Below are 23,655 nucleotides of genomic sequence, written 5' to 3'. Positions count from 1 at the left end.
GTATCACCAGCAGCAGAAGCCGCCGTCGACGAGCAGATCGACGCCCGTCACGAAACTTGCGGCATTCGAAAGCAGGAAGACCGCCGGACCGACCATCTCATCGACACCGGCCATGCGCTGCATCGGCGTCTGCTCTTCGAAGAGCTTGGTCTGATGTACCATCTCCGGCCGGGTGTTCATCGGCGTTGCGGTATAGCCCGGCGAAATCGTGTTGACGCGGATGCCGCGCCCGACCCACTCCATGGCGAACGACTTCGACATATGGATCACGCCCGCTTTCGAGGCATTGTAGTGGGCCTGGCTCAAACCGCGATTGACTATAACGCCCGACATGGAGGCGATGTTGACGATCGACCCGCGGCCATTCTTCAACATGGCCCGCGCTTCGGCCTGGCAGGACAGGAAGACACCCTTCAGGTTGATGTCCATCAGCGTCTGATACTGGCCCTCTTCCATCTCCTCGGCGGGATTGGCGTTGGCGATTCCGGCCGCATTGACGGCAAGCGAGAGAGCCCCGAAATCGGCTTCAGTGCGGGCGACCGCATCCGCCAGAGACGACTTGCTGGTGACATCGGCGGCAATCTCGATCGAGCGGCGGCCGGCAGCCCGGATATGGCTGGCAGTGGTGGCAAGGCCGTCATCGGTGCGGCGATCGAGAAGCGCTACATCGGCGCCGCACTGGGCAAGACCAATCGCGATCCTTTGCCCGATGCCGCTGCCGGCGCCCGTCACGATGGCAACCTGACCGCTGAGATCGAATAGTTTTGGTGCGTTCAGAGAGATGTCGGACACCGCTCTTCCTTTCTGTCTTTGTCTAGATTGTCGCGAGTTCCATGACCGAGACGTCGTTTGCCTCGTCACGCTTCAGAATGCCTGCCTGCTTGCCCTGCGCCAGCACGAGAATGCGGTTCGACACGCCGAGAACCTCCTCGAGGTCGGAGCTCACGACGATGACCGCAACACCCTGTTTGGCGAGGTTGACGATGATGTCGTAGATGCCGGCGCGGGCTCCGACATCGATGCCACGGGTGGGCTCGTCCAGCACCACGACCTTGGGATCGCGCATCAGCCATTTGGCGATGACGACCTTCTGCTGGTTGCCGCCCGAGAGATCGGAAGCGAATTGCTCTGCGCGCCCCTTCACGCCGAATTTCGTTACCGCCTTTTCGGCGAAAACGCGTTTGACGCCCGAGGTGAGCCAGCGCCCGCCAAGCTTGTCGAGATTGGCATAGATGATGTTCTCGCTGATCTTATGTGCAACCACGAGGCCCTGGTCCTTGCGGTCCTCGGGCACCATCACGATGCCCTTGGCGATCGCATCCGCAGGGCTGCGCAGCTTCAGCGCTTCGCCTTCCAGCCTGATCGAGCCGGCGCTGATTGGGTCGGCACCGGAAATCGCTCGCACGAGCTCGGTGCGACCGGCGCCGACGAGGCCGGCGATGCCGAGGATCTCGCCGGCATGAACGTCGAAACTCACATCCCGGAAGGAATCGTCCGGCGACGTCAGGCCCGATACCTCAAGCACGGGCCTGCTCGTCGGCTCGGGAAGGGTCGGAAACATGCGATCGAGCGAGCGGCCGACCATGCTTTCGACGATCGTGCGCACCGGCGTCGCGCTGTCGGCAAATTCATGGACGCGCTCTCCATCGCGAAGCACGACGATACGGTCGGTGATCTTTTTGATCTCTTCCATGCGGTGGGATATGTAGATGATCCCGACACCCTCGGAGCGGAGCTTGCGGACCTGCTCGAACAAGGCCTCCGTCTCCGCGCCGCCAAGGGCTGCGGTCGGCTCGTCGAGGATCAGGAGTTTTGCGTTGAGCGCCAGCGCCTTGGCAATCTCGATCAGCTGCTGATTGGCGGTCGAAAGGCCGGCAACCTTTCGGGTCGCGGGAATGTGCAGGTTCAGCCGGGCAAGTTGCTCCTGAGCACGGCGGACCATCTGGGTGCGGTCGACGACGCCATTCTTCATGGGCCATCGGCCGATAAAGACATTTTCGGCGATGGAAAGATGCGGCAAAAGCTGCAGTTCCTGATGGATCAGCACGACGCCCTTGTCGATCGCCTCGCGCGGAGCGGCCGGGGCATAAGGCTGCCCCAGCCATGTCATCGAGCCCTCGGAAGGTGTGCGTGATCCGGCAATGATGCCTGACAGCGTCGACTTGCCGGCGCCGTTTTCACCGAGAAGTGCCACCACCTCGCCGGGATAGACGTCCAGGTCCACATTTTTCAGCACCTGGAGCGGTCCGTAGCGCTTGGATATGCCCCTCAGGGAAAGAACCGGCTCGGTCACAGCACACCTCCTCGAGATTTCGGCTGATTAAGGATGGTTGGCGATGAAGCCTGCTACGTTTTCCTTGGTCGTCAGCGTCGCATCGAGAAGCTGAACCGGCGGAACCTTCTCGCCAGCGACAAGCTTGATGGCGTTAGCGACGGCTTCGCGGCCCATCTTCTGGGTCTGCTGCGTGGCCGTCACATCGAAGACACCCTTGCTGAGAGCTTCGAGGGCGGCAGTATCACCATCGAAACCGCCAACGACGATCTTCTGCGAAGGGTTTGCAACCTTGATTGCCTGGGCGGCACCAAGCGCCAGCGCGTCTGCCTGAGCGAAGACGATCGTGACATCCGGATTGGCCTGCAGCATGTTCTGCATGATCTGGAAGCCTTCGTCCTGGAACCAGTTGTTGGAATACTGTTCGGCAACAACCTTGACGTCCGGATTGGCCTTCAGGGATTCCGCGCAGCCCTTGGAACGATCAAGCTCGGGCGTGGTGCCCTTCTGGCCGTGGATGATGACCATCTTGCCCTTGCCGCCGGCTTCCTTGAGGATGTAGTCGCAAACCGCCTTGGCGGAGGCAACGGAGTCCGTCGCCAGGAACGTGTCGCCCGGAGCACCTTCGGCATTGCGGTCGACGTTGACGACCGGGATGCCGGCCTGCTTTGCAAGCTTCACCGGAACGGTAGCCGCGGCTGCACCAGCCGGGATATAGATGAGAGCGTCGATGTTCTGGGTCAGAAGGTCCTGGATCTGGTTGACCTGCGTCGGGCCGTCGCCCTTGGCGTCGACGGTAACGACCTCGATGCCCCGCTTCTTGGCTTCGTCTTCAACCGACTGCTTGATCTGGTTGAAGAAGTTTGCCTGCAGGTTTGCGACGGCAAGGCCAAGCTTCTTGACTTCGGCCGCGTGAACGGATCCGAGGCTGAGACCAAGCAGGGCAGCAGACGCGAGCAGAGTGCGCGCAAATTTCATGTCAGTTCCTCCGTTGTTAGTGAACCCTTGGGTATCCTCCCCCTCGGGCAATAGATCCGCTCCAAACCTTTCGGAGAGGAATTTCAGGCGGCCCGCATCACCTGCGGGCCTGATGTTCAGACAGCGCGCCGCTTGCGGATTGTCTCGGCGCCGACCGCGAGAACGATCACGACACCGATGATGACCTGCTGCAGGAAGGGTGAGACGTTGAGCAGGTTGAGGCCGTTGCGCAGCACACCGATGATCAGGACGCCGATCAGCGTGCCACCGATGCCGCCGGCACCGCCCGACAGTGATGTTCCGCCGATAACGACCGCTGCGATCGTGTCGAGTTCGTAGCCGAAGCCGCTGGACGGCTGGGCAGAGTCGAGACGGGCGGCAAGAACGATACCGGCAAGACCTGCAAGCGCGGCACTCGCCACGTACACAAGAATAGTCACAAGCTGGACATTGATGCCGGCAAGACGGGCAACTTCGGGATTGCCGCCGACCGCATAGAGCATGCGTCCTTCTGCGCGGAAGTGCAGGAAAATCCAGGCAGCCGCGACGACTGCCAGCATCAGGAAGACGGTTGCAGTCAGGATGCCGAAATGGCGGTCAATGGCCAGCATCATGAACCAGTCAGGAAAGCCCACGATCTGCTGGCCGTCGGTGATCATGTTTGCCACGCCGCGCGCAGCCGACATCATCGCGAGCGTCGCGATAAAGGCGGGGACCCTGAACCAGGTGACCATGATGCCGACGATAAGGCCGCTGATCATCGAGGCAATGAGCGCCGCCACGATGCCGAGGCCGAGCGGCAGACCGGCGACATTCGCCGTCCAGCCCATCACCATCATCGCGAGAGCCAGGACCGAGCCTACCGAAAGGTCGATGCCGCCGATCAGGATCACGAAGGTCATGCCGACTGCCATGATCCCGAGCACGGTGATCTGGTCGAGAATGTTCAGACCATTGCGGACGGAGAGAAATGTATCAGTGCTGAAGGTCAGGAACAGGCAGAGCAAAAGCAGTCCGATGAGCGGACCGGTTGCTCCCGTGAGCTTGCTGACCCACGTACCGGACGGCCGGCTCTGTTCATTCACGTCGATCGCCACCATCGTTCCTCCCTAAAGATCAAGGCCGGCGGCCACTATTTCCTCAAGCAAGAATATTTATTCATGCCTGCTGGAAAATTCATTAACAACTTGCTTAGATGCTGTCAACCGGCTTTTCTGCGGATACCGGAGGCTAGACAATCAACAAGGGGCTTGACTAAGCTCGCTCATATGCAAAAATATAACATAGTGAATATTTATGCACGAGAGGAAACGATGGAGCCTTCCGAACTTGAACGTGTTGCTCGCCAGATACGTCTGCGCGACCTCCAGGCCGTATACGAGGCGGGCGCTGGCCATATCGGTGGCGAGATGTCGGTGATCGATCTCCTCACAGCGCTGTATTTTCGGGTGCTGCGCGTCTGGCCCGATCAGCCCAGACATCCCGATCGCGACAGGTTCGTGCTTTCAAAGGGCCATACGGCCTGCGCGCTCTATGTCACGCTCGCCAAGCGCGGTTTCATTCCGGAAGAGGAAATCTCGACTTTCCTGAAGCCGCATTCCCGTCTGAACGGCCACCCGAACTGTAATAAGGTGCCGGGCGTCGAAACGAATACCGGCCCGCTCGGACACGGGCTGCCGGTTGCTGTCGGCATGGCCAAGGCGGCAAAACTCTCAGGTGCGAAATACCACACCTATGTCATCACCGGTGACGGCGAGATGCAGGAAGGCTCGAACTGGGAAGCCATCATGGCAGCATACCAGTTCCGCCTGGACAACCTGACCTTGATCATCGACCACAACAGGTTCCAGCAGGGCGCTTCGCTCTCGGACACCAACGATGTCGCACCGCTTCGCCCCAAGCTCGAGGCCTTCGGCTGGGAGGTCAGCGAAATCAACGGCAACGACATGCACGCGATCGTGCCCGCCCTCGAGCATCGCTCCGACCGGCCCCATTGCATCGTGGCGCACACCAACAAGGGCCATGGCATCTCTTTCATGCAGGATCGCGTCGACTGGCATCACAAGGTTCCGAGCAAGGAACAGTATGAAACCGCATTGGCAGAACTGTCGGAGGCACTCTAATGAACGCGCCCGTAAACCCACCGAAGCTCTATGACTGCCGCGATGCCTTTGCGGCGACGCTCGAGCGCCTGGCCGCCGAGAATGAAACCATCGTCGCAGTCTGCAACGACTCGGTCGGTTCCTCCAAACTCGGCGGCTTCAAGTCGAAATTCCCTGATCGCCTCGTCAATGTCGGCATCGCCGAACAGAACATGGTTGGCGTCGGCGCCGGTCTCGCCAATGGCGGACGCTTGCCCTATGTCTGCGGCGCCTCTCCGTTCCTGACCGGCCGATCGCTCGAGCAGATCAAGGCCGACATTTCCTACTCCAATGCCAACGTCAAGCTCGTGGGCATTTCCTCGGGCATGGCTTACGGCGAACTCGGCCCGACCCATCATTCGATCGAGGATTTCGCCTGGACGCGCGTGCTGCCGAATCTGCCCGTGATCGCCCCCTGCGACCGCATCGAGACTGCCGCCGCGGTCGAGTGGGCCGCAAGCTATAATGGTCCCTGCTTCCTGCGCCTCTCGCGCGTCGGCGTTCCGGATCTGCTGCCTGAAGGTCACAGGTTCGAAGTCGGCAAGGCGAACCTGCTGCGCGAAGGCTCTGATGTCACGCTGATTGCCAACGGCACGCTGACCCACCGCATGATGAAGGCCGCCGAAATCCTGGCCGGGCGCGGCATAAAGGCGCGCGTGCTCAACATGGCGACCGTTCGCCCGATCGACGAGGCCGCCATCATTGCGGCGGCCAACGAGACTGGCGCGATCGTGACGGCGGAAGAGCATTCGATCTTCGGCGGCCTCGGTTCCGCCATCGCCGAAGTGGTCGTCGACAACGCGCCCGTACCGATGAAGCGTCTTGGTGTTCCCGGCATCTATGCGCCGACAGGTTCGGCCGAATTCCTCCTCGACGAATTCGGCATGGCGCCAGCGGCGATCGCCGATGCGGCCCAGGCGCTGATCAAGCGCAAATAATCTGATAGCAGGTCTATTGCACCGGGGCGCGCATCTGCCCCGGCCGTTCGTTTGAGGAGAAGATGATGCGGGCTATTCTGGCGATCGACCAGGGCACAACCAATTCGAAGGCAGTGCTGGTTTCCGAAACCGGAGAGGTGCTTGCCAGAGGCTCGGCCGCCGTCGGTATCTCCTATCCGCAGCCGGGCTGGGTCGAGCAAGATCCCCGCCGCATCTTTGCCTCCGTTTGCGAAGCAATCGAGGCCTGCCTGAAGACAGTTTCCGACGTTACTGTCGAGGCGGTGGCAGTTTCCAATCAGCGTGAATCCGTCACGATGTGGGATGCAGAGAGCGGCGAGGCACTGGGTCCGGTGGTGAGCTGGCAGTGCCGCCGCACAGCGCCGGACTGCGAGCGCCTGATCGCCGAAGGTCATCTCGACCGCGTGGAAACGCTGACCGGCCTTCCACTCGACCCGATGTTTCCCGGATCGAAATTCCGCTGGCTGCTCGATCGCGTACCAGCCGGGCGCCGTGTGCGCCTCGGCACGGTCGACAGTTGGCTGATCCATTGCCTGACGGGTGGGCGCCGCCACGTCTGCGATGCCTCCAATGCCGCCCGCAGCCAGTTGTTCGACCTCAATTGGCAGGTCTGGAGTGAGGAACTCGGCCAGATTTTCGGCGTCGATATCGCCCTGTTGCCGGAAGTGCTCGACAGTTCTGCCGATTTCGGCACGACGCGCGGCCTTCCCGGCATCCCGGACGGCACGCCGATCCGATCTGCTATTGGCGACAGCCATGCGGCGCTCTTCGGTCATGGGGCCTTCAAGCCGGGCGATGGCAAGGTAACGTTCGGAACCGGCTCCTCCGTCATGACGACATTGCCGCGCTTCATCGCGCCGCAAAACGGGATAACCACGACGGTCGCCTGGCGGATCGCCGGCGTGCCGACCTTCGCCTTCGAGGGCAACATTCTCGTTTCGGCAGCAAGCCTTCCGTGGATGGCCGACATTCTGGGCCTTCCCGATGTCGCAGCCCTCGTCGACCTTGCGGCGACGGCTGAGCCGGGCGGACCGGGATTCGTGCCGGCCTTCGTCGGCCTCGGCGCCCCCTACTGGAATTCCGACGCCCGTGCGCTCTTCGCCCAGATCAACTTTTCCACGACCCGCGCCCAGATGGCCCGCTCAGTGACGGATTCGATCGCCTGCCAGGTGCATGACGTGATCGCCGCCATGCGCGCCCAGAGCGGCGGCAAGCTCGGCGCTCTTTATGTCGACGGCGGCCCGAGCCAGAACCGCTTCCTGATGCAATGCGTGTCGAACCTGATCGAACATGCCGTCATCCAGTGCGAGGCGCCGGAGGCTTCCGCTCTCGGCGCCGCCTATCTCGCCGGGCTTTCGCTCGGCCTGTGGAAGGATCTCAACGCGATCGAAGCACTCCCGAGAAGCACCACAGTGATCCGCCCCGAAGAGATCGATCGCACCGGACTTCTCAATACATGGAATGATGCGCTGGCCCGCTCGACGTCGCGACCGACACCGGTTAAATGTGAATAAAAATTCAAGCCGGTATCGCCCATGTCCCGTCTCAACGAACTCCGCCTGATCTCCAGGGTTGCCCAGATGTACCACATCGAAGGGCGGCGGCAGGCGGAGATCGCGCAGCATCTGCGGCTTTCCCAGGCGACGGTCTCGCGAATGCTGAAGAGGGCCGAGGCCGAGGACATTGTTCGCACCAGCGTCATCCCGCCGGTCGGCACTTACAGTGAGCTCGAAGGAGCCCTGCGTCAAAAGTTCGACCTTCCCGAAGCAATTGTCGTCGAGTGCAGCGAGGACCGGGACGGCGCCATCATGGCCCGGATCGGTGAAGCCGCAGCCCATCTTCTCGAGATCACACTTGCACCTGGCGAGATCGTCGGGGTTTCGAGCTGGAGCCAGACCATCTTCAAGATGGTCGAAAACATCCATCCGCAGAAAAGCGCCCAGGTAAAATACGTTGTGCAAACCCTCGGCGGCATGGGCGACCCTTCGGTGCAGACACATGCCACGCAGCTTACGACGCGCCTTGCACGCCTCACCGGAGCCGAACCCAAGCTGCTTCCCGTACAGGGCGTGACGACATCGAGGGAAGCCAGGCTCCTGATGCAGTCAGATCCCTTCGTCCGCGAGACCATGGATTTGTTCGGCAGTATCACGCTCGCCATTGTCGGCATCGGCGCCGTGGAGCCGTCCGAATTGCTTGCTCGTTCGGGCAACATCTTTTCGTCACGGGAGCTTGCCGATCTCGCCGAGGCCGGCGCCGTTGGTGACATTTCACTGCGCTTTTTCGACAAGGACGGCAAACCGGTGAAGACGCCGCTGGATGACCGGGTCATCGGCCTTCCGCTCGAGGATCTTGCGCGGGTGGATCGCGTTATCGCGCTGGCCGGCGGTGCGAAGAAGACGGCGGCGATCTCGGGCGCGCTGCGTGTTGGCGTCATCGACATGCTGGTGACCGACAAATTCACCGCGCAGCGATTGATCGATACAACGGCTTGACGTGGCCGTCGGCCATGCCCGTGGCACATCTGGAAGCGACGGTTAACGAACTGTTAAATAATTCCACGCAAATCTAGTCAGCAGTTGCCCCAGGAGAAACAGGCCGGAAAACGCACCGCGTTTTCGGAAGTGCTTCTTCGACTTCCGCCGCCTGTTCTGGATCAGCTCAATGACCATCATCTCCCGAATTCTGAAGATTAAAAGTCGATCCCATATCCTCGTCGAACGTCAGAGGATCGGCGTTGACGAAAGGATCCCGGGCACGAGAAAGATGCGGAGTGGCAAGACAAGGCAACGGTTAGGCATTCTGATCGGCGCCTTCGTCTGCGGGTTTATTCTGATCGGCGGTCGTCTTGTCCAATACGGACTTGCCGAGGAGCCCACCACCAGCTCGCTTGGCAATCCCAACGGCGTTGCCTCCCGGCCCGACATCGTCGATCGCAATGGCCAGCTTCTGGCTACCGACCTGAAAATGGTTTCCCTCTACGCGGACCCCCGTCGCATCATCGACGCCGACGAAGTGGTGGAGAAACTCGCCGTCGTCATTCCGAGCCTGGATTGGAGGGAGACCCACAAGAAGCTCAAGATGGACAGCGGCTTCCAGTGGCTGCGGCGCCAGCTCACGCCGAGGCAGCAAGCTGATATCCTTGCCCTCGGCCTTCCTGGCATAGGGTTCAGACCGGAAAAACGTCGCTTCTATCCTGGCGGGCGCGCTGCGTCGCATATCCTTGGTCACGTCAATGTCGACAATCAAGGACTGGCCGGCATGGAGCGGTATCTCGACCAGCAGGGTCTGGCCGATCTGAGGGCTGTGGGGCTGACATCCGGAGTTCCGCTTGAACCCGTCAGCCTATCGATCGACATCCGCGTCCAGAACCTCGCCCGGGAAGTCGCCGCCAAAGCGATGAACGCTTATCAGGCGGAAGCCGCCGGCGCACTCGTTCTCGACGTCGAGACGGGCGAGGTCCTGGCGATGGCCTCGGTGCCGGATTATGATCCGAACGAGCCATCACGCACATTGGCGGACGGCAGCGTGGACAAGGATTACGAGAAAGGCTGGTTCAACCGGATCAGCAATGCGACATTCGAGATGGGCTCGACCTTCAAGAGCTTCACCTTGGCGATGGGCCTCGATGCGGAAAAGATCACTCTCAACTCCGTCGTCGATGCATCGCGTCCGATCCGGATGGGCGGCTTCACGATCAAGGACTTCAAAGGCAAGCACAGGCCACTATCGATCCCGGAGGTCTTTCAGTATTCGTCCAATATCGGCACCGCGGCGGTCGCGGACATGGTCGGCATTGAGGGACATCAACAGTTCCTGACCAAGCTCGGACTTTTGTCGAAGGTGGAGACGGAGATGCCGGGCGTCGCAACGCCCACGCAGCCACGCACATGGAAGAAGATCAATTCGGTCACGATCTCCTTCGGTCACGGCGTCGCCACGACCCCGTTGCAGACGGCGTCCGCCGCCGCATCTCTCATCAATGGCGGCAATCTCATTCCGCCAACTTTCCTGCCACGGTCGCCCGAACAAGCTGCAACGCTGGCGAAAACCGTGGTCAAGCAAAGCACAAGTGCCGATATGCGCTATCTCTTCAGCTGGAATGGGCTTAAGGGTTCAGGCCGTGCCGCCCAGGTCGAGGGCTTCAATGTCGGCGGCAAAACCGGGACAGCCGACAAGGTCGTCAATGGGCGTTACGCAAGCGACCTGAACTTCAACGCCTTTGTTGCGGCTTTTCCAATGGACAAGCCGAAATATATGGTCCTTGCGATCATCGACGCCCCGAAAACCGGTGAGCATGGCGGACGGACGGCAGCCTCCACAGCCGCGCCGATGGTGAAGGAAATCATTGGTCGGGCAGCCCCGCTGCTCGGGGTCCAGCCTCACTTCGGATCGAATGATGCGCCCTATTCGCTGATCAGTTACTGAGCTCGCCAAGATCTGCGAGGCGCGAGATTGCCTCGGTCACGTCCTCCCAAAATACGAGTGTCAGATGAAAGTCGCTTCGAATAGCTCACGCGCATATTCGTCATGCGTTTTCCCGTCCTGCAAATCGTCTTTCGAGAGCTCATCGATGAACCGGCCATCCTTCATGATCAGCACGCGATCGCACATATGGGCGATCACCGCCAGATCGTGGCTGACGAGCACGTAGGTCAGTCCCATCTCGTCGCGCTGGTCCGCCAGCAGGTTCAGGATTTCGGCCTGTATCGACACATCGAGCGCCGAAGTCGGTTCATCGAGGAGCAGGATCGGCGGCGATAGGATCAGCGCCCTTGCAATGGCCACGCGCTGGCGCTGGCCGCCGGAAAGTTCGTGGGGAAACCGGTTTGCCAATGCGGCCGGCAGACCGACCTGGCGCAGAGAACGTTCCACGGTTTGCCAGATCTCCTGCCTGCCCATAGCCCGCAAAGGTTCGGCGAGGGCCGTGCCGATCCGGTGGCGCGGGTGCAGCGAACCGTAAGGATCCTGGAACACCATCTGAGCGCATTTGAGGTCGTCAAGGTTTCTCGACTTGCCGACCATGCGACCAGCGAGCGCGATTTCTCCCGACCAGCCTTTTTCCATGCCCGACAGGCATCGCAAGACGGTGGACTTGCCGCAGCCGGACTCACCGACGATACCCAGAGTTTCCCCACGCGCGACGCTGAAGCTGATATCCTTGACGACATGGTTTTGCCGTTTGCCGGATGTGAACGTGACGTTGAGGTCGCGAACTTCGATCATCATGCTCTCTCCAGGTCGATCTTCGAGCGGTCGAGAACCGCAAGCCGCCGGACGGGATGTCGCGGATCCGGCATCGCCGCGATCAGTCCCCTCGTATAGGGATGGCTGGCATCTTCCAGCCGTGTCAGCGTTTCAACAATGCGCCCCGCATACATGACGATGATCCGCTCACAGAAGGCGGAGACCATGCGGATATCGTGACTGATCAGCAGCAGGCCGGAATCGTTCTCCCGGACGAGCTCGTCAAGCAGCATAAGTACGTCCTTGCGCACGCTGACATCGAGCGCCGAAGTCGGCTCGTCGGCGATGACGAGCTTCGGCTTGGCGAGAAGCATCATTGCAATCATCACACGCTGGCCCATGCCGCCGGATATCTGATGCGGATACTGCGCCATGACGCGCTCTGCGTCGCGGATGCGAACGCGCTCGAGCATCGCTTTGGCCGCAGCAGTCGCCGCTGCGCCACGCAGGTTGAGATGCAGGCGGGCCGCTTCAGCGATCTGCTTGCCGACAGTCAGCACCGGATTGAGCGAATAGCGAGGGTCTTGCATTATGAGCGCAATATCCTTGCCGCGTATCTTTCCCATCTGCCTCTCGGAGAGCGACAGAAGCGGACTGCCGTCAAGGTCGAGGCGCTTTGCCGAGACGGTGGCGCCCGCCGACAGGAGGCGCATGATCGCCCGACCGGTCGTCGATTTTCCCGAGCCGGACTCGCCGACGATGCCGACGCGCTCGCGCCCGATATCGAAGCTGACATGGGAGACGGCGGGCACCGCGTTCCTGCCGAAGCTGACATTAAGGTCTTCGATGGAGAGAACTGGCTTCATATCAGGACCTCGCATGACGGGGATCCAGAATGTCGCGAAGCGCGTCACCTGCCACGTTGAAGGCAAGGCTGGTAACAAGAATGGCGACACCCGGCATCACCGCAACCCACCAATAATCGAGCATGAACTTTCGCCCGCTCGAGATCATCGCGCCCCATTCGGGCGCCGGCGGCTGCGCGCCCAATCCGAGAAAGCCCAACGAAGCGGCCGTCAGAATGATGCCCGCCATGTTGAGGGTCAGACGTACGATCACGGACGGAATGCACATGGGAGCGATGTAGACCAACAGGATGCGCAGGGGCGAGGCGCCGTAGAGACGGGCGGCGGCCACATAGTCGGCATTTCTGACGACCAGCGCCTCGGCGCGTGCCAGACGCGCAATGGGTGGCCATGCGGTGAGTGAAATGGCGATGATTGCCGTCGTCAGGCCGGCTCCGAGGGCGGCGGCGAATGCCAGCGCCAGAATCAGCGAGGGAAAGGACAGGACGATATCCGTTGCCCGCATCAGGAGTGCATCGGTGCGACCGCCAAAGAAACCGGCGACGACACCGATCAGCAGGCCGATCGGGCCAACGATGAGAGAAATCGAAAGCACGGTCTGGACGGTGATCCGCGTTCCGTAGATCAGGCGGCTCAGAATATCCCGGCCGAACTCGTCGGTGCCCGCCCAATGCGCGGCACTTGGCGGCTGCAGCGCGTCGGACAGGACCTGGATGTTGGGATCATAAGGCGCGAGCCAAGGCGCAAGGATCGCGACGACGCAGAGCACCGCCAGAATAATAAAGCCGGCCATGCCGAGCGGTTCCTGCCCCAGTCTTGAGACGATCCTCATCGTTGAGCCTGAGATCCGTGCCGGCAGGCTCGGTGGGCGCACGGTGAGGTCGGTTTGGATTGCATCGCTCATAGCGCAGCCTCCCGCGTCCGCGGATCGAATATCGCGTAGGCGATGTCCGCCAGGAAATTGAGGAACATGAAGATGAAGCCGATAATGATGGTGGCGGCAACGACGGCATTCATGTCGCCGATCATCAGCGCATTCGTCATGTATTGGCCGATACCCGGCCAGGAAAAGACGATCTCGGTCACGACGGCACCTTCCAGCAACCCGCCATAGGAAATAGCCAGGATGGTGATGAGCTGTACCGCGATATTCGGCAGGACGTGGCCGATGACGGTGCGGGCCGGGCCGACACCCTTTGCGCGCGCGGCGATCACATAGTCCTGGCTCAGTTGCTCGAGCGTGAAGCTGCGGGTCATGCGGGTGATATAGGCCATGGCGGCATAGGCAAGGATCACGGCAGGCAGGATGATATGCCCAAGCGCATTCCAGAAGATCTCTGTTTCTCCCTGCAGCAGGCTATCAACGAGCAGCAGCCCGGTCTGTGGCGTCACCATGCCCTCGTAGAAGACATCGACACGTCCAGGACCTCCAACCCAATTCAGCCCTGCGTAAAAGATGACCAGGCCGACGATGCCGAACCAGAAGACCGGAATCGAATGACCGACAAGCGCCACGATCCGGGCGATCTTGTCGATAAACGTGTCTCGAAAAAGTGCCGCCGTCAGCCCAAGCGGGACGCCGACAAAGGTCGAGATAAGGATCGCCAGGGTGGCGAGTTCGAAGGTCGCTGGAAATGCCTGAGCAAGATCCGAGGAGACCGGATTGCCTGTCAGCACCGCCGTTCCGAAATCGCCATGCACCAGGCCATTCAGGTAGATCAGGAACTGCTGGTAGATCGGCAGGTCAAGACCAAGCTTCTGACGCATGGCGGCATAGGCGGCAGGGTCTGCCAGCTCGCCGACGATCGCTCCGACCGGATCGGCCGGAAGAATACGGCCGATCACAAAAGTGACGCACAGCAGGATGAACAGGCTGACGGCCAGGTGTCCCACCCGGCGCGCCAGTTCCTTCACGGAGAGTTCCTTCATGATCGGCGACCTTGCTTAATCGGTCTCAGCTTTCGTGACGCCCTCAAGGCGCGTCGTCTGATTCGGATGGCCGACATAACCCTGAACCTTGTCGTTCAGCACGATCGGCTCGAAGCGCTCGAACATCGGCAGGACGGCCGGCTTCTGATCCACGAACATCTTCTGCATATCGACATAGATTTCGCCGCGTTTCTTCGGGTCCGCCTCAAGTGAAGCCTTCGCCGTCAGCGCGGTCAGTTCCGGAATGTCCCATGCCGAGCGCCAGACGAAGTTGCCGGCATTGTTTGCTTCGAGAGAATTGTCGGGATTGGACGCGAACTGCTCCATCGCTCCGAGCACGTTCGGCATGTAGGCACCAGTCTGTGGAATGAGCAGATCGAAATTTCGCGCACGATGGGCCGCGATAATGTCCGATCCGTTGCCCTGCTGGATGTCGACCTTGATGCCGATCTGGCCGAGCGAAGCCTGGATCGCGGTGGCAAGATCGATGCGGGGCGTCTGTGCGATGGTTTTCAGGCTGAGCGTAAAGCCGTCCTTGAAGCCCGCTTCCGCAAGAAGCTCCTTTGCCTTGGCGACATCGAGGTGCCAGTCGGGGCTCGGGATTGCATATTCGAAGTTTTCGGGAACCGGCACGGTACGGGCACGCCCGTAAGGACCCATGATGGTCTTCTCGATCCCCTTGTAATCGATACCGTAGGCGATTGCTTCGCGCACTTTCGGGTTCGACAGATATTTGTTGCCGGCATTCATCGACAGCACGTAGAAGCCACCGGTCGGTACGCGCTGGATTTCGAAGCCTTTCTTGTTGTCGAAGGTGGCGAGATCCGACGCGGTCATTGCGCTTGCTATGTCGATGTCGCCGCGTTCAAGCATCAGGCGCTCAACTTGGCTTTCGGGAACATGGCGGACGATGACGCGGCGCATCTTCGGAGCACCCGCAACATAGTTCTTGTTGGCGTCGAGAATGACAAGTTCATTGGGCGCCCAGCGGTTCAACGTGAACGGTCCGGAGCCCGCCGAATGGGTTCTAAGCCAGGCGTTGCCATAGTCATCATTGGCGACATGCTTCTGGACTTCGACGCTGTCGACGACGCTCGCAATGACCATGGCCAGACGGTAAAGCAGAAGCTCCGATGTCACTTCGCCCGAAAGATCGATGCGCACCGTCTTGTCATCGACGGCTTTGACCAGTTGATCGATATTGTCCTTCGTATAGCCGACGCGCTTCAGGTTGGCGGCTGCGGCCTGATCGAGCTTCAGCAAGCGGCCGAGCGAATAGACGACGTCCTTGGACGTGACCGGGTTTCCCGAGGCAAAAGTCGCGTCGCGCAGCTTGAAGGTGATCCCCTTGTCATCAACCTGCCAGCTTTCGGCAAGCTGCGGCACGATCTTGCCGTCAGGCGTCGACGCAACCAGGCGATCATAGAGGTTCGACATGATCTCGTTGGCCTTGGCTTCCGTCGCCTGCTGCGGATCCAGCGAAAGAACCTGGGCGAGCGAGGTGCCGATCACGAGCTGATCGGCAGGCGTCGCCGCCCGAAGCGCGGGTGCTGCCAAGGTCAGCGCGCAGAGAGCGACACCAACAAACAGGCTTCTGGAAAAATGCTTCATTGCAACTCCTCCCTGAGTTACTATACAAGACATAATATGTCGTCCGTATGTCGTACTATGATTTTTCCAAGACGTTTGCAAGTGCCATGCGGAAGAGGACGCGAAAATGGGGAACAATGAAAATGGTGGCGGGCACGCGTGGCAGGCAGCGTTTGGCGCAGCAGATGATCGACCAGTTGCGAATGCAGATCGAGACGGGAAAGCTCCGTGAGGGAGATCAGCTTCCAACCGAGCCCCAGCTTGAGGCGGCCTTCGGCGTGAGTCGCACAGTGGTGCGGGAAGCGATTGCCGACCTGCGCGCGGCCGGATTTGTCCGGCCCGTCCAGGGCAAGGGCGTCTTCGTGTCGGATCCCAACGTGCATGCCAGGCTTGTCCTGACGCCGGTCGAGGTCAAAAGCATTCCGGAAACACTGGAATTGCTGGAGTTTCGCATGGCAGTCGAAGGAGAGGCCGCCGCTATTGCAGCCTATCGCAGGACGGCCGAACAGGAAGCTGCGATTCGACTTGCCAACCGAAAAATGGCCCAACTCATCGAGAGCGGTGAGCCCACGGTCGAGGCCGATTATGAATTCCACACCGCCATAGCCAATGCTTCGAACAACAGATTCTATATCGATGCCCTGCGCCATTTCGGACCGCGCGCAATCCCGCGCGGACAGTTTCCGACCTTACCCGAAGCCAATGACCGCACCTATCTCGAAAAGGTTCATGCAGAGCATGGTGAGATCCTGGCCGCCATTGCGGAGCAGGATCCGGATCGTGCAAGACAGGCCATGCGCGCGCACATGATGGCGAGCCAGCGACGATACCGAATGCTTGCAGAGCAGCAATGAGGCTCGACAACCTTAAAAATTCATATTATGTCATACGACATGATTTGAATGATCGGGAGGTTAGTTGTGTATTTGGGAACCCAGGTCGCCGCACGGGACGACGATGATTTTCGTGTTTTTGCCCAACTGGGCGTAAAACACATTTCCGCTGACCCGCCCGGGGCGCCGTCCAGCTGGACACTTGATGATCTGGAGCGCCACCGCGATCACGTGGAGAGCTTCGGTCTCGTGCTGGACATGGTCCAGCTCCCCCTACCCTCCAGGCCGATCGAAAACGCGTCCTATCCCGACATCCTGCTGGCCGGTCCCGAACGCGACCGGCAGATCGACGCCGTCTGCCGGATGATCGAGAACTGCGCAAAGGCCGGGATCCCAGCCACGAAATACAATCTCAACCTGATAGGCATTCCGCGAACGGAGCTCGAAAAGGGCCGTGGCGGTTCGCTCAACGAGGCTTTTCGCTGGGACAAGGCCGATCAGCAGGCGGCACCCGGTCTTGCCGGCGTCCTCTCGGAAGATGAGAACTGGGAGCGTATCGACTATTTTCTCGAGCGGGTGGTTCCCGTTGCGGAGAGCAACAGGGTGCGCCTTGCCTGCCACCCGCACGATCCCTATACGCCACCGGGCTACCGCGGCGTCACTCGTGTCCTTGGTACAGTCGACGGCTTGAAGAGATTCGTGCAGATGCGCGAGAGCCCCTATCATGGCCTGAATTTCTGCCAGGGTTCGATCGGCGAGATGCTCGACAATCCGCGTGAGGAAATCGACGATATCATCCGCTGGTTCGGCACGCGCGGAAAGATCTTCAACCTGCACTTCCGCAACATCAGCGGCGGCAAGCTCTCCTTCATGGAAACCTTTCCCGATGAAGGCGACATGGACATGGTGCGGTCGCTCAAGGTCTACCGCGAGGTCGGCTACAAATACATGGTCATGCCGGACCATGTGCCGCGCATCAGCGGTCGCGACGCGACGGGCGTCGCCTTCAGCTTCTGCTACGGTTACATCGCCGCGGTGCTCGAGGCGATGGAAGCCGGCCATATGTGAGCAAAGCGCTCACCTTCAATCAGCAATTATTCAAGGAATTCAACATGGATCCCAACGCCATCAAGAAAGCCGTGGGCGACGGCCTCCTCTCCTTTCCGGTGACACATTTCGACAGCGAGAACAGGTTCAACGAAGCAGCATACCGCGAGCACGTGAGCTGGCTTGCCGGTTTTGAAGCAAGCGCACTTTTTGCCGCGGGCGGTACGGGCGAATTCTTCTCGCTCAATCCGGCCGAAATCCCTGCCGTCATCCGCGCCGCCAAGGCTGCCGCAGGCAAAACGCCCATCATTTCCGGTACCGGTTATGGCACCTCACTTGCAATCGATATTGCGCGCGCTGCCGAAAAAGCCGGTGCCGATGGTCTGCTCCTTCTTCCGCCCTACCTGATGTTTGCCGAGCAGGCCGGACTTGTCGCCCATGTGAGGGCCGTCTGCCAGGCGGTCGGCATCGGCGTGATCGTCTATAACAGAGACAACGCGATCCTGTCGGCCGACAGCATCGCTCAGCTTTGTGATGCGTGCCCCAATCTCATCGGTTTCAAGGACGGCGTCGGTGATGTCGACCGGGTCATCGAGATCACCACCAAGATTGGCGACCGGCTGGTCTATGTCGGTGGCATGCCGACCCACGAAGTCTATGCTCAGGCCTATTTCGCCGCTGGTGTGACCACCTATTCCTCGGCTGTCTTCAACTTCGTTCCGGCTCTTTCGCAACGGTTCTACAAAGCGCTCAGGGCGGGCGACCAGAAGACCGTCGACCAGATCCTGAAGGATTTCTTCTTCCCCTTCGTTGCGCTTCGCAACCGCAAGAAGGGCTATGCCGTCTCCATCATCAAGGCGGGGCTGAAAGTCATCGGCCGCGATCCGGGCACCGTGCGCGCGCCGCTCACGAACCTGACGGACGAGGAACTCTCCGTGCTGCGGTCGATTGTCGAGGCTAATGACCAGGCGAGACTGGCCGCGGAGTAAAACCGCGGCCACCGGCGCTCGGCCTCATCGCCGTATTGCTGCGACGATCGGCTGTACCGCCGCTCTCATGCTCTCCGGCGTCGTGCCGGTGACGATAACGCCGAGCAGAGGGGCAGCAATGCCCGCGTCCCTCAGCTTCGGCATATCGCCGGGCACAAACATCTTCTGGCTTGGCGCGATGACCGGAATGCCCGCCTTGCCCGCGATGGTCCGGTAGCGATCAAGATCGCTCTCGTCGAGCGGCTTTCCGTAGTCGGCAAAGGAAGCGACCGAGGCTTCCATCATCGCACCGGGAATGTCGAGAATGCCTTGCAGATCCTCGTCAGTGCTCGCCTCGCCAAGCGCCGGAATGGGCCGTAGCTTCGATTGCAGCAGATGCGGCTGCATATCGCTGACATAGATATTGAAACCCTCGAAGCCGAGATCGGCGAGCGCCTCCATCTCTTGCGGGCTCGGAACCTTTTCTTGTCCTGCCATGACAAGAAGCGGCACGCCAAGCGTTGCAAGGTCCTCGAAAAACCGCCGCTCGTCGGCAAAGCTACCGAAGGTCGTGCCGGTGGCGCGGTGATAGGCGTTGAGATGGACCTTGATCGCGAACGCACCTGCATCGATGGCAGCCTTTGCGAGGTCGAGATCGTGACGCGCGAGCGAGACGATGACAGGAAATTCCCCCTCCCGCAGCGCCTTTGTGAGCCTGGTTTCCGGATAGGTCGGCATGGAGCAGCCTCAGTTCAGACGTTCACCGCCATCGGCAGCGAAGAGATGGATGTTGGAAAGCTCCGGGCGAACGCGAATTGTCGCTCCTGGAGCCATCGATACGCGCTCACGAAAGACACCGGTGACCTGCGTTTCACCGAGTTTCATCGTCACCTGGGTTTCCGAACCCATCGGCTCGACCAGAACGATCTCGGCCGGCACGCCAGCGTCATCGAGCGAGAAATGCTCGGGCCGGATGCCATAGACAAGCTTGCGGTCGCTCAGTGCAGGGGCAGTTTGCGGAAGTGGCAAGACAATGCCGGGTGCCGCGAACCCCTTATCGGTGATTGTGCCCGTGAGGAAGTTCATGGACGGTGATCCGATGAACCCGGCTACGAACTGGTTGGCGGGCCGGTCGTAAAGGTCGAGCGGAGCGCCGATCTGTTCCACCCTTCCAGCATTGAGCACGACGATCTTGTCGGCCATGGTCATCGCTTCGACCTGGTCATGGGTGACATAAATGGTGGTCGTCTTCAGCCTCTGGTGCAGGCTCTTGATTTCACCGCGCATGACGACGCGCAGTTTGGCGTCGAGGTTCGACAATGGCTCGTCGAACAGGAAGACCTGAGGGTCGCGAACAATCGCCCGGCCCATGGCAACGCGCTGGCGCTGGCCGCCGGAGAGCTGGCGCGGATAGCGATCGAGAAGATGAGACAGGCCGAGTATATCGGCTGCCCATTTCACCCGCTCGGCGATCTGGGCTTTGCCGGTACCACGATGTTCCAGCGAGAAGCCCATATTGGTCGCGACCGTCATATGCGGATAGAGCGCATAATTCTGAAAAACCATGGCAATGTCGCGATCCTTGGGGTCGAGATCGTTGACCACCCGCCCGCCGATCCTGATATCCCCGCCGGTAATCGTCTCAAGCCCGGCGATCATCCGAAGCAGCGTGGACTTGCCGCAGCCGGATGGCCCGACCAGCACGACGAATTCGCCGTCGCGGATGCCGAGGTCGGCACCATGAATGATGTCGAGAGCGCCATAGCTCTTGCGGACACGGGAAAGGGTAACGTCAGCCATAGGAGAAATCCGGTTCTTCAGCCCTTGAGGCCGGTATGCGCGAGCCCTTCGACGAATTGCTTCTGCGCGATGATGAAGACGATGAGCACGGGCAATGCCGTGAGCGTTGCCGCAGCGAGCTGGATATTCCACATCGGCCCGCCATAGGCGTCGGTATATTGGGTGAGCGCCTGAGGCAGCGTGAATTTGTCCGCGCTCGACAGGAACACGATCGGTTCGAGATAGAGATTCCAGGAATGCAGGAAGGTAAAGATCGCAACAGAGGCCAGTGCCGGCCTTGCAAGCGGCAGGGCGATCTTGCGAAAAATCTTGAAACGCCCGAGGCCATCGACGCGGGCGGCCTCTTCCAGCTCGACCGGTAGCGTCACGAAAAACTGCCGCATGACGAAGGTGGCAAAGACGCTGGGCGCGCCGAAGATCGGCACCAGGACCAGCGGCCAGTGGGTGTTGACCATGCCGGCCTTCAGGAACATCTGGAAGAGCGGCACGATCGTCACTTCCGAAGGGATCAACAGGCCGAGCAGCACGATCATGAAGATCGTGTTGGCGAATGGAAATTTGATGCGCGCGAAGGCATAGCCGGCCATCGACGAAACGATCATCGTGCCAACAGTCACGACCGCAGCAATATAGGCTGAGTTCCAGTATTGCTTCACGAAAGGCTGCAGCTCGAAGACCTTGCTATAGGTCGTCCAGTCATAGCTCTGGGGCAGGAGCTGCGGTGGAAAGGCAAAGATGTCGCTGATCGGCTTCACCGAAGACGTCACCATCCACCAGGTCGGGAAAACGAACGGGATGAGAAGCACGCACATCAGCCCGTATAGAATGACCTTCATGCGCGGGGAGATCTCAGCTTTCATAGAACACGATCCTCTTGCGCAATTGCCACTGGGCGAAGGTCAGAACGGCGACGATCAGGAAGAGCAGGATCGACAGCGTCGACCCGTAACCGAAGAAATGGAACTGGAAGGCCTGCTGGTAGAGGTAATAGACGAGCACGGTCGTCGAAAGGCCCGGCCCGCCCTGCGTCAGGACCGCGATCTGGGCAAAGACCTGCAGCGATCCGACGATGGTGATGATCGAGGTCAGCAGGATGGTCGGGCTAATCAACGGCAGGGTAATGCGGCGGAACTGCTTGAAGCGCGGAGCGCCATCGATGCGGGCTGCCTCGTAGAGCTCGTTCGGCACGCCCTGGAGGGCTGCCAGGAACAGGATCATGTTGAGGCCGACATTCTTGAATACCTGGACGACGATCACCGAGATCATCGCGGTGGTCTCGCCGCGCAGCCAGTTCGGACCCTCGAGGCCAAACAGCAGCAGCATGCCGTTGATGCCGCCATTCTTCTGCAGGAGAAAGCCCCAGACGATTGTCCAGGCCACGAGCGACACGACAACAGGCGAAAAGAACAGCGTCCGGAAGATCGTTATGCCCGCGAGTTTCTGGTTCAACAGTACCGCCAGCAACAAGGCCAGCGACAGGTTGAGAACCACAAGCCCTGCAGAGAAGATGGCGGTTGAACCGAGCACCTGCAGCAGGTTCGGGTCTTCCATCAGCATCTGGTAGTTCTGCGTGCCTGTATAGGTGAAGGTATTGGCGAGCACGTTCCACTCATGCAGCGAATACCAGAAGACCAGACCAAGCGGGATCAGCACGAAGATAGTGATCCCGATCAGTTGCGGCGCGATGAAGAGGAAGCCGGCGAGGCTGTCGCGCCGCGCAACCGTCCAGAACGGCGACGAGGAGCGGCCTTCCAGTGTTGCGTTGTCCTGTGCGACAGCCATTCCTTGTCTCCTTAGCGCTTGAGCAGCGGGCCGATCTGGCCGCAGATCGTCTGGAGCGTGCCGGGAACATCAGCATCCGGGCGCCAGACGGCGTCGAGGCCGGAGCGCACGGTCTGCTGGATCTGGGCAAAGCCCGTATGGCCGGGGATGACCTTGCCGGTCGCAATGCCGGCAATGACGACCTTATCGATCTGCTCCTGGCTGAGCAGAGGATTGGTCTTTTTCAGCACTTCCGCGTTGAGCAGCGACTTGCGGGCCGAGGGGAAGAACTGGCTGAGCTTGGCCGAGTTTTCCGGGTTCGTCATATAGGCGACGAATTCAGCGGCCGTCTTGGCATTCTTGCCCGACTGCATGACGCCGATACCGGCCTGGCCGATCAGCGCATAATCGCCGGCAGGTCCCTTGGGCAGCGGTACGAGATCCCAGGAGAAGGGCTTGTCCTTCGGAAGCAGCGATGCACGGCTGATCTGGGTAATGGTCATCGCCGCATTGCCAGCGAAGAAATCGACATTTTCGCCAGGACCGGGGATCGCTTTCTTGTTGAAGATCGCGTCATGGATGAAGGTGAGTGCATCGACCATCGGCTTTTCGGTCATCGTGCAGGTCTTGCCGTCGGCACTCCAGGGGGCCGCACCAAAACCGTTCCAGATCGATGTGAGGTTCTGCCAGATCTGATAGTTGAAGTCGCGCACGATCAGGCCACCCTTGCCCTTCTGGCCGACTGCCGAAGCTGTCGCGATCGCGTTGTCCCAGGTCCATTCGCCGGCGGCGATCAGCTCGGCGGGTGTTTTGGCACCGGCCGCCTTGATCAGGTCGTTGTTGACGAAGACCGCAAAAGGCGAAGTGGAGAAGGGATAGGCATAGAGCGTGCCATCTTTCTGCCAGCGCTCCGTGGCGCTCGTGCTCACTTCGTCGAGATTGTATCCAGCCGTCGCCTTCAGTGTATCGTTAAGCGGATAAAGCGCACCGGAATTGACGAAGTCATAGGCGGCCGTCTCGAAGATCCAGGCCATGTCAGGCGCATTACCGCCGGCGATCTGGGTGGTCAGCGCCGTCGTATAGGTGTCGAATGGCAGCGACTCGAAGGTCACTGTGACGTTGGGGTGGTCCTTCTTGAAGTCGGCTGCGATCTCGTCGAAAAGCTTCAGATGTGCTTCCGCCGCGCTCCAGATGGTCATGCGCAGGTTGACTGCGTCCTCGGCCCTGGCGATGCCGCTGCAGGCGAGCGGCACAGTGAGCGCAAGCGCCGCCAGCGCGGATTTCAATGTCCTGTTCTTGTTCATTCCCGTTCCTCCTCCAAAGATGG

The 23,655-nt window shown here is 60.3% G+C and carries 22 protein-coding genes; 8 read left to right on the top strand and 14 right to left on the bottom strand.

Annotated features, from left to right (window positions below):
- Positions 1 to 3: 3 nt before the first annotated feature.
- The 4 genes from FHX06_RS13255 to FHX06_RS13240 form a co-directional block, all read right to left on the bottom strand.
- Positions 4 to 792: an SDR family oxidoreductase gene (locus tag FHX06_RS13255; protein WP_183879590.1), complete on the bottom strand. Its 789-nt coding sequence runs from the start codon at positions 790 to 792 to the stop codon at positions 4 to 6.
- Between the two features lie 22 nt (positions 793 to 814).
- On the bottom strand, positions 815 to 2,293 hold the full coding sequence (locus FHX06_RS13250; RefSeq protein WP_113145177.1) for a sugar ABC transporter ATP-binding protein: 1,479 nt from the start codon (positions 2,291 to 2,293) through the stop codon (positions 815 to 817).
- Between the two features lie 27 nt (positions 2,294 to 2,320).
- On the bottom strand, positions 2,321 to 3,250 hold the full coding sequence (locus FHX06_RS13245) for a sugar ABC transporter substrate-binding protein (protein WP_112546487.1): 930 nt from the start codon (positions 3,248 to 3,250) through the stop codon (positions 2,321 to 2,323).
- Between the two features lie 116 nt (positions 3,251 to 3,366).
- The gene (locus tag FHX06_RS13240) at positions 3,367 to 4,350 is read right to left on the bottom strand and encodes an ABC transporter permease (RefSeq protein ID WP_112546486.1); all 984 of its coding nucleotides are present in this window, start codon (positions 4,348 to 4,350) and stop codon (positions 3,367 to 3,369) included.
- A gap of 213 nt (positions 4,351 to 4,563) precedes the next feature.
- Here FHX06_RS13240 and FHX06_RS13235 point away from each other — a divergent pair, with 213 nt between their 5' ends.
- The 5 genes from FHX06_RS13235 (at position 4,564) to FHX06_RS13215 (ending at position 10,775) form a co-directional block, all read left to right on the top strand.
- Complete coding sequence (locus tag FHX06_RS13235) at positions 4,564 to 5,373, top strand: transketolase (RefSeq protein ID WP_113202191.1); 810 nt, start codon at positions 4,564 to 4,566, stop codon at positions 5,371 to 5,373.
- On the top strand, positions 5,373 to 6,329 hold the full coding sequence (locus FHX06_RS13230) for a transketolase family protein (RefSeq protein WP_112546484.1): 957 nt from the start codon (positions 5,373 to 5,375) through the stop codon (positions 6,327 to 6,329). Before FHX06_RS13235 ends, FHX06_RS13230 begins: the two co-directional genes overlap by 1 nt.
- A gap of 65 nt (positions 6,330 to 6,394) precedes the next feature.
- The gene (locus FHX06_RS13225) at positions 6,395 to 7,861 is read left to right on the top strand and encodes an FGGY family carbohydrate kinase (protein WP_183849991.1); all 1,467 of its coding nucleotides are present in this window, start codon (positions 6,395 to 6,397) and stop codon (positions 7,859 to 7,861) included.
- A 21-nt stretch (positions 7,862 to 7,882) separates the two neighbouring features.
- Positions 7,883 to 8,842 (top strand): sugar-binding transcriptional regulator, encoded by a 960-nt coding sequence (locus FHX06_RS13220; protein WP_112546482.1) that lies wholly within the window; start codon positions 7,883 to 7,885, stop codon positions 8,840 to 8,842.
- 169 nt (positions 8,843 to 9,011) lie between these two features.
- Positions 9,012 to 10,775: a peptidoglycan D,D-transpeptidase FtsI family protein gene (locus FHX06_RS13215; protein WP_183879588.1), complete on the top strand. Its 1,764-nt coding sequence runs from the start codon at positions 9,012 to 9,014 to the stop codon at positions 10,773 to 10,775.
- Between the two features lie 60 nt (positions 10,776 to 10,835).
- Here the strand turns inward: FHX06_RS13215 and FHX06_RS13210 are convergent, their stop codons facing one another.
- The 5 genes from FHX06_RS13210 to FHX06_RS13190 are packed head-to-tail and all read right to left on the bottom strand — an operon-like array spanning position 10,836 to position 15,940.
- Positions 10,836 to 11,573 (bottom strand): ABC transporter ATP-binding protein, encoded by a 738-nt coding sequence (locus FHX06_RS13210; protein ID WP_183879928.1) that lies wholly within the window; start codon positions 11,571 to 11,573, stop codon positions 10,836 to 10,838.
- On the bottom strand, positions 11,573 to 12,400 hold the full coding sequence (locus tag FHX06_RS13205; RefSeq protein WP_409564387.1) for an ABC transporter ATP-binding protein: 828 nt from the start codon (positions 12,398 to 12,400) through the stop codon (positions 11,573 to 11,575). Before FHX06_RS13205 ends, FHX06_RS13210 begins: the two co-directional genes overlap by 1 nt.
- A gap of 1 nt (position 12,401) precedes the next feature.
- The gene (locus tag FHX06_RS13200; RefSeq protein WP_112546480.1) at positions 12,402 to 13,304 is read right to left on the bottom strand and encodes an ABC transporter permease; all 903 of its coding nucleotides are present in this window, start codon (positions 13,302 to 13,304) and stop codon (positions 12,402 to 12,404) included.
- Complete coding sequence (locus tag FHX06_RS13195; protein WP_112546479.1) at positions 13,301 to 14,329, bottom strand: ABC transporter permease; 1,029 nt, start codon at positions 14,327 to 14,329, stop codon at positions 13,301 to 13,303. The genes FHX06_RS13200 and FHX06_RS13195 overlap by 4 nt, the downstream gene beginning before the upstream one ends.
- A gap of 15 nt (positions 14,330 to 14,344) precedes the next feature.
- Complete coding sequence (locus FHX06_RS13190; RefSeq protein WP_112546478.1) at positions 14,345 to 15,940, bottom strand: ABC transporter substrate-binding protein; 1,596 nt, start codon at positions 15,938 to 15,940, stop codon at positions 14,345 to 14,347.
- Positions 15,941 to 16,062: 122 nt separating this feature from the next.
- Here FHX06_RS13190 and FHX06_RS13185 point away from each other — a divergent pair, with 122 nt between their 5' ends.
- The 3 genes from FHX06_RS13185 (at position 16,063) to kdgD (ending at position 18,788) form a co-directional block, all read left to right on the top strand.
- Entirely contained in the window at positions 16,063 to 16,773 is a 711-nt protein-coding gene (locus tag FHX06_RS13185) for a FadR/GntR family transcriptional regulator (RefSeq protein WP_112546504.1), read from the top strand.
- A 66-nt stretch (positions 16,774 to 16,839) separates the two neighbouring features.
- Positions 16,840 to 17,820 carry a mannonate dehydratase gene (locus tag FHX06_RS13180; RefSeq protein ID WP_112546477.1) on the top strand — a complete coding sequence of 327 codons (981 nt, stop codon included), beginning with the start codon at positions 16,840 to 16,842 and terminating at the stop codon, positions 17,818 to 17,820.
- A gap of 44 nt (positions 17,821 to 17,864) precedes the next feature.
- The gene (gene kdgD / locus FHX06_RS13175) at positions 17,865 to 18,788 is read left to right on the top strand and encodes a 5-dehydro-4-deoxyglucarate dehydratase (protein WP_183879584.1); all 924 of its coding nucleotides are present in this window, start codon (positions 17,865 to 17,867) and stop codon (positions 18,786 to 18,788) included.
- Positions 18,789 to 18,812: 24 nt separating this feature from the next.
- Here the strand turns inward: kdgD and FHX06_RS13170 are convergent, their stop codons facing one another.
- From FHX06_RS13170 to FHX06_RS13150, 5 genes are read right to left on the bottom strand one after another with little or no spacing between them, the layout of a single operon-like run.
- The gene (locus tag FHX06_RS13170) at positions 18,813 to 19,505 is read right to left on the bottom strand and encodes a hypothetical protein (protein ID WP_183879582.1); all 693 of its coding nucleotides are present in this window, start codon (positions 19,503 to 19,505) and stop codon (positions 18,813 to 18,815) included.
- Between the two features lie 9 nt (positions 19,506 to 19,514).
- Positions 19,515 to 20,567: an ABC transporter ATP-binding protein gene (locus tag FHX06_RS13165; RefSeq protein ID WP_183879581.1), complete on the bottom strand. Its 1,053-nt coding sequence runs from the start codon at positions 20,565 to 20,567 to the stop codon at positions 19,515 to 19,517.
- 17 nt (positions 20,568 to 20,584) lie between these two features.
- Complete coding sequence (locus FHX06_RS13160; protein ID WP_113212928.1) at positions 20,585 to 21,427, bottom strand: carbohydrate ABC transporter permease; 843 nt, start codon at positions 21,425 to 21,427, stop codon at positions 20,585 to 20,587.
- On the bottom strand, positions 21,417 to 22,349 hold the full coding sequence (locus FHX06_RS13155; RefSeq protein WP_112971701.1) for a carbohydrate ABC transporter permease: 933 nt from the start codon (positions 22,347 to 22,349) through the stop codon (positions 21,417 to 21,419). Before FHX06_RS13155 ends, FHX06_RS13160 begins: the two co-directional genes overlap by 11 nt.
- 11 nt (positions 22,350 to 22,360) lie before the next feature.
- Entirely contained in the window at positions 22,361 to 23,632 is a 1,272-nt protein-coding gene (locus FHX06_RS13150) for an ABC transporter substrate-binding protein (protein WP_183879579.1), read from the bottom strand.
- Positions 23,633 to 23,655: the final 23 nt, after the last annotated feature.

Source organism: Rhizobium sp. BK512 (assembly GCF_014194915.1).
In the GTDB taxonomy this organism is placed as follows: Bacteria; Pseudomonadota; Alphaproteobacteria; order Rhizobiales; family Rhizobiaceae; genus Rhizobium.
This window is presented reverse-complemented; position numbering and strand designations above follow the sequence as displayed.